Annotated in this window: 5 protein-coding genes; 2 read left to right on the top strand and 3 right to left on the bottom strand. The window is 43.4% G+C overall.

Annotated features, from left to right (window positions below; translation table 11 throughout):
- Window positions 1–165 precede the first annotated feature (165 nt).
- Genes KHM83_RS10125 through KHM83_RS10115 form a run of 3 tightly spaced genes read right to left on the bottom strand, consistent with a single transcriptional unit; the run spans window position 166 to window position 2215 of the window.
- Window positions 166–738, bottom strand: a complete 573-nt coding sequence (locus tag KHM83_RS10125) for a GNAT family N-acetyltransferase (protein WP_213236898.1) — start codon at window positions 736–738, stop codon at window positions 166–168.
- A 19-nt stretch (window positions 739–757) separates the two neighbouring features.
- Window positions 758–1498, bottom strand: coding sequence for a TIGR01906 family membrane protein (locus KHM83_RS10120; protein ID WP_213236897.1), 741 nt, complete (start codon window positions 1496–1498; stop codon window positions 758–760).
- 21 nt (window positions 1499–1519) lie between these two features.
- Entirely contained in the window at window positions 1520–2215 is a 696-nt protein-coding gene (locus tag KHM83_RS10115) for a TraX family protein (RefSeq protein WP_213236896.1), read from the bottom strand.
- Between the two features lie 130 nt (window positions 2216–2345).
- On the opposite strand from KHM83_RS10115, the gene KHM83_RS10110 reads away from it, so the two are divergent.
- Together KHM83_RS10110 and KHM83_RS10105 are read left to right on the top strand one after the other, a co-directional pair.
- Window positions 2346–5714: a PD-(D/E)XK nuclease family protein gene (locus KHM83_RS10110; RefSeq protein WP_213236895.1), complete on the top strand. Its 3369-nt coding sequence runs from the start codon at window positions 2346–2348 to the stop codon at window positions 5712–5714.
- A complete protein-coding gene (locus KHM83_RS10105) occupies window positions 5695–9357 on the top strand; it encodes a UvrD-helicase domain-containing protein (RefSeq protein ID WP_213236894.1) in 3663 nt (1220 codons plus the stop codon). Before KHM83_RS10110 ends, KHM83_RS10105 begins: the two co-directional genes overlap by 20 nt.
- Window positions 9358–9386: the final 29 nt, after the last annotated feature.

The following is a 9386-nucleotide window of genomic DNA, read 5'->3' as shown; positions in this document are numbered from 1 at the left end:
CGATTAATGCAAAAATAAAACTGCTAGATTCAGGATCTTCGGAATCCCGATTTCTAGCAGTTTATTGTTTCGGAGATATCGGCTGTCAAAATTCACTATTTCCCGACAGCCCCTTTTTTAATGATGTAAATGCCTTATTTTAATGATCACATGATTTAACGAATGTTATGGTTGTTGGTGATACAACGTTTCCCATTCATCCCGCAGGATCCCATAACTAACGGAATCATAGTATTCGCCCTTGACGATTCGCGCTTTGCGATAAACAGCTTCTTTTTTCAATCCCAGCTTTTCAGCTAATGCCATCATCCGCTGATTGCCGGACCATGTCGTTAAGCCGATTCTCACCAGTTTTTCGTTTGCCCGAAGTATTTCGTCAATCCAAAGTTTAAGCGCTTTATAACCAATGCCGTGTCCCCAGTAGTTTTCATTAAAAATAACGATCCCAACTTCCAGCCAGTTCGTTTCAATGGATTTCCAATACCAGTTAACTTGGCCAATCAGCGCATTTGTTTCGGCATCGACAATCAGTTTTTTATTTTGCAGTGCATTGTCATCGCCGGCAATTAGTCTTTCTTTTAATGTATTGATTGAAGCCTCGTGTTCTGATGCCGTGGCTTGCTTAAAATAGGGACCATTATACTGATGATAAGTGTTGGACGGATGTGTGCATTTGCGGTATGCTTCAAGGTCGTCAAGGGTTAAAGGTCTTAATAGCAATTTTACATGTGATTGCATGTTGGGGACTCTCCTTCTCTTATTTTCTACTGATTTTGGAACGCTTTTTAACAGTCGAATTTACATCTGCATGCTGTGCCACCGTTTCTTCTGTGCGTTTCAACATGCGGTAAGCAAATAAATAAATGAGCTGTATCGCGGCGACACTTGCGAGCCAAAACATGGTAAAGCGCATAAAGAATTCAAGGGGCATCATCTGGAGCAGCCGGTCTTTGGACGGATCGAGCAGCCAAAGATCATTGTAAAAGAGCATCTCATGAAATTTAACAAATGCCCAGTTAAAGTCCATAAAGTACATTGCGCCGAGTGATAATAAGCTTAGCAGTGCTGCGCCAACGCTGATTGGCAGAAAGCGATAACGTGCTTTGCCTTTTAAAAAGATGATATTGAGAATTAACACTGCAAAAAAAGCGGTCTTAAGTTGTTTGAGCAATTTTCGCGCATGTCGGATGAGATTCATAATATCGGTGAGATGTGCTTGTTCTTTCGCGTTAAAATACTCGACCTCGCTGTCATTAATGGTCACTTTGACATGTAAATCACCTGAGGCATCATCAATATAGGTGACCAGTGCATGGGTGACGCGAACCAGATCTTCATCTGAAATATGAACGATATCTTGAACGTTGTAGGTTTGAAAACCCGTTATAAAGAAAGACTCGTTGAGTGCAAATCCTTCGAAGAGCATCATAAAGGTGAGTAGGGTTAATAAAATGCCTGTGACGGTTGAGAGACATAAAGGCAGTATACGTTTGATCATATGAGACTCCTTTGGCTGTATTTATAGCAGATATTGATGAATAATAAACAGTATCGTGATATGAACGGGATAAAAAGCATAAAAGAGGTAACGCGGTAGAGCTGGAGGTCCCTGCTTGCCATTGTAGCGACTGAGCAGCGGCAAAGTGAGTAATGCAAAGAGCTGAACCCAGAGATGAAATCCCTGAGGACCGCCTGGGGTTCCGGCTGCCATAAGTGTCATAGCCTCAATGACGATATAAACCAAAAGCATGTTGAGCGATGCCATGCGAAAGTGATTACGGTGTTTATGAAAGCCAAAGATTAGCAAGACGACGATAAACTGTCCGTCAAACTGTAGATACGTTGCGATCAGCATTGGAACTAAGAGCGCGAGGATACGCGTCAAAGAAGTCGTTGCACGATCGGTGAGAACAATGGCGATAAGGCCTGCAAGCAGGGAAAACATAATATTAAAGGGGCCGTAACCAAAATAAGCATTGTAGGGCCACATGGTCAGCAGCCCGAAAAATAAAAGCCTGAGCATATATTTTTTAACGTCTTTTGTGTAGTGATAGCCCTCTGCGATGAAATAGGCCATGATGGGCATTGTTAATCTGCCAATGATTCGATACAGTGCAACTGACGGGAAAAAAACGGCGCCAATATGGTCAATTACCATGGCAAATATGGCAATCAGTTTGAGCTGATTGCCGGAAAGACTAAATGAAGATGGCATATTGCCTCCTGAGGTGTGTGACTTTAACGGAACCATTATAACATATTGAAGGGTTTGGTACGCAATATTTTCGCAGGTAACAGCAGGTAATCTTTGATATAATGGAGAGAGCATCAGAAAGAGGTGAACCATGTTAAAAATACTCATTGGGGAAGCGAAAACAGGAAAGAGTTACCGAATTTATGAAGAATTGATAGAAGCTGTCCGAGCGGGACGCGGACATGAATGCATGCTTATTGTACCGGAGCAGTTCACGCTTGAGGCAGAGAAGCAATTGCTTGAGCAGGGAGCGCTGAACGGTTTTATCGGACTCGAAATATTGAGTATCAAGCGTTTAACACATTTTGTATTTGACGAACTTGGAGGAGCCCGGGAAACCGTCATCACAGCACTTGGTCAGATGATGCTGCTAAAACAAATTTTTGAAACCGAAAAACAGGCACTGACTTATTATCGCCGTGCTTTTGATAAGCGCGGGATGCTTCAAAGGTGTTTTGATTTTATAGAAGAGTTAAAACAAAATCGCATTGAACCGCATCAGTTGACGGAAGCGGTTGAAACGGTTCAGAACGATCCGCTTTTAAGTGCAAAACTAGCAGACTTGGCATTCATTTTTAATGCCTATGAAGCAGCGAAGACATCGCAGTATTTCGATGGTGCCGATGTGTATGAACACTTGCTGACAAAGCTGCCGCAGTCACAGAATTTAAAACAAAAGCAGATTTGGATTGACGGTTTTGATAGCTTTACCGTGCAGGAACTGGCGGTCATTGAAGGATTGTGCCGAACGGCGAAGCACGTTACCGTAACGTTGACGGCATTGCCGGATGCGCCGATGGAAACGTTTGCCCATACGCAGTCTGTGTTCCAAAAGCTAATGCATTTTGAAAATGTGACGGCAGAAGTTGAAGCGATGAAAAACGTCTACATGCACGACGATCTGCGTCATTTCAGTTTGCATGCGATGACGTACCCCATTACGCCATATAAAGCGCCGGCTGATCATATTGCAATTCATGGTGCACAATCCCAAGCATCCGAAATTGTATGGATTGCAGAAACACTTTTAAAACACATGCGAACGGGTCAATACAATTGGCGCGATTTCGCGGTGCTCACCAATGATCTCGACGGCTATCAAATGACGGTTCATCGTATTTTTGAACAATACGGCATACCGCACTTTATCGATGTCAAGCGGCCTATTCTCAATCATCCGGTCGTTCATTTCATGACGAATATCTTTGAAGCTTTTCAAATGAATTTTAGACAGGATACCGTGATAAAATTGCTGAAGACGGGGTTCTTTGAATGGTCAGCGACAGAGACAGCGGTATTTGAACACTATATTGTTGAACACGGTATTTATGGGAAACGCCTGTTTCAGCCATTTGAAAAAGTGTTGTCTGAGCAATATAATCTTGAGATGCTAAATGCACTGAGATTAAAACTGACAGAACCACTTGATCAATATCGAAAGCAGTTAAAAAATGCTGAAACCGTTCGACAGCAGTTAAAGCTGCTCTTTGAACTGATGCAGCTGCTGGCGATACCGGACAAGATTCAAAATGCGGTACAAGTCTTTACTGACAAAGGGGATTTAGAACAGGCACAAATCTTTGCGCAGGTATGGAATGCGGTGATTAACGTCTTTGAACAGTTGGATTCGCTGATTGGCAGTGAAACGATGGCGCCTTCTGCACTATGGGAACGATTGGAAGTCGGCCTGGAAAATGTTGAAATCGGCCTTCTGCCGCTTTCAGAACAGCATGTGCTCATTGGCTCACTTGATCGTTCTCGTACACATCCCGTATCCATACAATTTCTTGCCGGGATTAACGACGGCATATTGCCGGAGGCAGGTGCGGATCAGCAACTGTTGCAGGAACACGAAAAACAGCGCGTCAACGACATCGGACTGCGCTGGCTCTCAGATCAGCAGATGTTTATCAAAAAAGAAAATTTCAATATTTACCAAGCGTTGACGAGACCTTCGGAAAAGCTGTATTTAAGCTATGCACTGGCGGATAAAAAAGGTGCTGCCCTAAGGCCTTCTTATTTGATTGCAAAGTTCAAATCGCTCCTGCCTCTGTGTGAGCAGACCTCAGAGCCTTATGGTCATCTTAAGACGCTCGATAATATTGCATCACCAGAAGGAACTTACGGCGTACTCGCTGAGCAAATGCGACTGCATTTAGATGGACAGACGATTGATCCCGTTTGGTATAAAGTCATGGGCTGGTACCGTCAAAATGCCCCCAATGTCTCAGAAAGACTTTTAGAAGCGGCTGCACACCATCATCACGTCCAGAAGTTGGCGGATGATGAAATAAAGCTGCTCTATGAGCAACCGTTGAAGAGCAGTGTTTCGGGACTGGAGCAATATGTTGCATGTCCTTTTAAATATTTTGTCGATCAAGGCCTTAAGCCAAAGCGTATTAAGCCATTTGAAATTACGTATCCCGATGTTGGGATACTCTTTCATAAGGCGCTTGAGCGATTTGGAAAAACGGTTTATGATCAAAAACTAATTTGGGAGCAGCTTTCACAGGCGCAATGTGATCAGATGATTGATGCAATTATCGGCGAAATGGTCTCGGCAGAAATTTACCAATCAAAATTTCAGTACAAAGCTCTGATTCGAAAACTCGGTCGTGTGGCAAAACGCGCTGTTTGGACATTGACGACGCAGTTAAAACAAGGGACGTTTAAACCTGCGGCTTTTGAACTCGCGTTTACAGATGCGGCTTTTGGCGTACCGCCAATTGTTATTGAACTGTCCAATCACGAAAAGATCATGCTCAGAGGCGTCGTCGATCGCGTCGACATATTGGATGAAGATGGTGTTCAATACATTAAAATTATTGATTATAAATCAGGTGCTAAACAGTTAAGCCTTGAAGATATTTATTATGGGCTGCAAATGCAGCTCTGCGTCTATATGTACGCATGTTTATCGAATCCATCCTATTTTAGAACTTCTGCGCTGCGCCCCGGCGGTTTTTACTATTACCGCATAGACGATCCGCTGCTGGATACGGTTCAGGAAGATTTGTCGACACTGGAACAGACACTGCTCGATAAACTTAAGTTAGACGGGATATCACTTGATGACGAGCGCGTGTTATCGGCACTGGATATGACGATTATTGAGCGTGATACCTCATCGGTTGTACAAGTAAAGCGCAAGAAAGACGGCAGTTATACAAAGGATTCGAAAGTATTAAACGAGACGCAGTTTCGTGCATTGATGACACATGTAACCGGTAAAATTACGTCGATTGGAGACAAAATTCTGGGCGGCGATATTGACATCACGCCTTGCCGCATGAAGAATGGCCTCAGCTGTGATTATTGTGAATTCAGCGGTATTTGTCAGTTTGAAATTAAATTTGACTATGCTGATGTAAGACGATTGCCAAAAATGAGCAATGAGGACGTCGTTCAGTGTATTGAAGCGACGTATGGAGGTGAACACGATGACGAAGTGGACGATTGAACAGCAGGCTGCGATTGAATTGAGGGGATGCGAACTACTGGTATCGGCAGCCGCGGGTTCGGGCAAGACCGCTGTACTCGTAGAACGTATAACGCGAATGGTTATCGACGATCACATTCCCATTGATGAAATGCTCATCGTCACTTATACGAATGCAGCTGCAGGCGAAATGCGTGCGCGGATTGAGACGGCGCTTTCAAATGCGATGCAGACTTCAAATGGTGATAAAAGCTTCCTACAGGAACAGCTTAAACGTTTGAATCGTGCACATATTAAGACTTTTCATGCTTTTTGCCTTGATGTCGTCAGGCAGCATTTTCAAAAACTAGAGATTGATCCGGCGTTTCGAATGGCCAATGAGAGTGAACTTCAAGTACTCGTATTTCAAGCACTTGAAGAGACGCTGGAACTGTTTTATGAAGCGGAAACGCCTGCATTTATCCAACTGGTAGAAAGTTATTCCGGCAATCGTGATGATGTCAAACTGAGAGAACTGATCCTATCGCTCTATCGATTTATACAGAGTCAGGCTTATCCGATAAAATGGTTGGCTGAACAGGTTGAACAATACGCGAGTTCAGGCGAGAAAATTTGCACCAAATGGTTTAGTGATATGGAGACCTATCATAAATGGATGCTGCAAAGTGGTATCGAACTGCTTGTGTATGCAATTCGCATTTGTGATGATACACCGGGACTTGAGGGTTATCGTGAGACACTTACGATGGATCTGCAAGCTTTCGAGCGCATGTGTGCTTTAGAAGGCGACGCTTTTCAAGCCGCTATTACCCAATTTGAGTTTTCTAGGCTGAAACCATTAAAGAAAGAGATGAAAGCGCAGATCGACCCTGCCGTTATAGATGAAGTCAAAGGAGAGATTCGCGATAAAGTTATTAAAAAACAGATTTTTGAGAAGATAAAACAGTTTTACAATTATAAAACGGCGGCGCGCTATCAAGCAGAGATTGTCGACCAAGGACCTTTATTTGGCACGATGCTTGAAATTATTCGTACGTTCACTGTGCGATTTGATACCTTAAAGCGTAAGCGTAATGTATTGGATTTTGGAGATCTAGAGCACTTTGCTGTCCAGCTGCTGGATGATGATAGCATTGCATCGCGCTACCGCGAGCATTTTCAATTTATCTTTGTTGACGAATACCAAGATGCCAGCGGTATTCAAGAGCAGATTATCAAGAGCATTAAACGCAAAAATGCGCTGTTCATGGTGGGCGACCTCAAACAGAGTATTTACAAGTTCAGACTTGCCGATCCGCAGATATTCGTTTCAAAGTATAATCGTTTTCATAAGTTAAGTGCATTTGGCATCGATTCGGTATCGGCGATTGCCGATTTGAATCAATCTTTTGCAGAAACAGCTGCGCATACTGAGCATTTGGTTCGGGTAGATCTGAAGCAGAACTTCAGAACACGTGATGTTATACTCGATTCGGTTAATGTTATTTTCAGCGCTGTTATGCAGCCGCCACTCGGAGAAATTGCTTATGATGACGATGCAAAGCTCTATCCCGGCATGACTTTTGAGCCCGCAATGGATTCGAAAGTGGAAGTGAATTTGATTTCAAAGGCATTGCTCGAAAATGAAGAACGTGATTTATCGACAGCTCTTGCCAGTAATGATGCATCTGATGGCAGTCAAGAGACGCTTGAATCGTATTTTGAAGATATGAAAAACGATGAAATTGAGGCGAGGGCTGCTGTGCTCAAGATTAAGACAATACTGGGAACGCCCATTTATCATCCTAAACAAAAAATAACGGCGCCTTGCACCTATAAGGATATTGTTTTACTGATTCGAAGTGTCCGGTCGTGGACTCCCATTTTCGAAACCGTCTTTATGGAAGAGGGATTGCCGCTCTTTGCAGATAACCCAACGGGTTATTTTGATACCCTTGAAATTAAATTTATCCTGTCGCTCTTAAAGGTTATTGCAGATCCTTATGACGATATTGCACTGTTGACAGTATTGAGATCGCCGATTGTAGGGTTGGGGATTTCCGAATTGATTGGCGTTAAAAAAGCAGCAGATAGGGCACATTATCTCTATGATGGTGTTCAAGCCGGCCATGATGCTGATACAGAAACCGGCAAAAAACTGAAGGGTTTTACCGAACGGCTTGAAACATGGCGTCAAGCTTCTACGTATATGATGCTGGATGAATTCCTTTGGATGCTCTTACGTGATTCGGGGCTTTATCATTATTGTATTGCCATGCCCGGCGGTTCAGCTAGAGCGGCGAATCTAACACTGCTCATTGATCGTGCATCAGAACTGCGCCAATCCCAGATTATTTCACTAAATCAGTTTATACAGTTTATTGAAGCGCTGCATAATGCTTCGGGAGATATGGGGGTGGCCAAGACAATTGGCGAAAATGACAATGTGATTCGACTGATGAGTATTCATAAGTCAAAGGGGCTCGAATTTCCGGTTGTTTTGTTGCTCGGATTGGGACGGCGCATTAACCTCATGGATTCTTACGGTGATTTGCTGATGCATAAAGATGAAGGCATCGCACTGGCGTATGTCGATCTCGATAAGCGAACACGCAGTAAATCGCTGCCGCAGTGGGTGATCAAAAATCGTATTCAATGGGAGACTTATGCCGAGGAACTACGCGTACTATACGTTGCGCTGACGCGTCCGGTGGATCGCTTAATCCTTTTTGGCACTTATGCGGCACTGCCTAAAAAAATGCGTGTATGGCGTCGTGGTGCCAGTCGACAGCTGTTTTGGAACCCACAGGGACTGATGGACTGGATTATGCCTAATTGGTTGGATCTTCCGCAGGTGAAAGTGAACTGTTTAGATGCTGCACATTTTGAGATGGAGGCTGTAGATCAGCACCGAGACTGGATGCAGCGGCTATTGCAGTGGCGTGAAAGCAGGCGGGAAACGTCACCGGATGATGTGATGGTTCAAGCACAGTTTCCGGATAGAACAGAAGCAATCAAATCAGAGCAGGGGACAGAAGGCGAAATCGTTGAAAAGATTCTATCGTATCAATATCCAAAAGTGCTTGATGGACTGCCTGCAAAGACCTCTGTCACGAGTATGCAGACAGCTTATAAGCCGCCAACGCTGTCAGAAGTGCCAACGTTTTCAGATACGTCTCAAATCAGCGGCGCCGAACGTGGTACGTTGACACATGCATTTTTAGAACGACTTGATTTTCATAAAATACAAACGCCTGAAACGCTAAAAGAACAGCTTCATCAATATACTTCATCTGGTATCTTTACTGAAGATGAAGCGGATGTGATTGATCTTCAAAAGATTAGCGTGTTTTTAGCCTCGCCTTTGGGTATGAAATTGAGAGCGATTGAAAAACATCATCATGAGATCCCTTTTATACACAGAATAGAAACGCAAATGGTACAAGGGATTATCGATTTCTATGCAGAGCTGCCGTCTGAATTGCTACTCGTTGATTTTAAAACGGATTACCGCGTACCTGACTCGGACGATTTAATGTGGCAAAAGTATCGACAGCAAATTGATTATTACCGTATAGCGCTTGAAGCATTAACAGGTAAAAAAGTGACAGCAGCTTATCTAGTTTTTTTAATGGCCGGTGAAGTGATCGCCGTATCTCGCAGTGAAAACAGTGAAAACATATGATAAGATAAATAGAGATTAGTAGCAATTGA

This window comes from Fusibacter paucivorans (assembly GCF_018390735.1).
Taxonomy (GTDB): domain Bacteria; phylum Bacillota; class Clostridia; order Peptostreptococcales; family Acidaminobacteraceae; genus Fusibacter; species Fusibacter paucivorans.
Note: the sequence above shows the minus strand (reverse complement) of the source record. Positions and strands in the feature narration are given on the sequence as shown.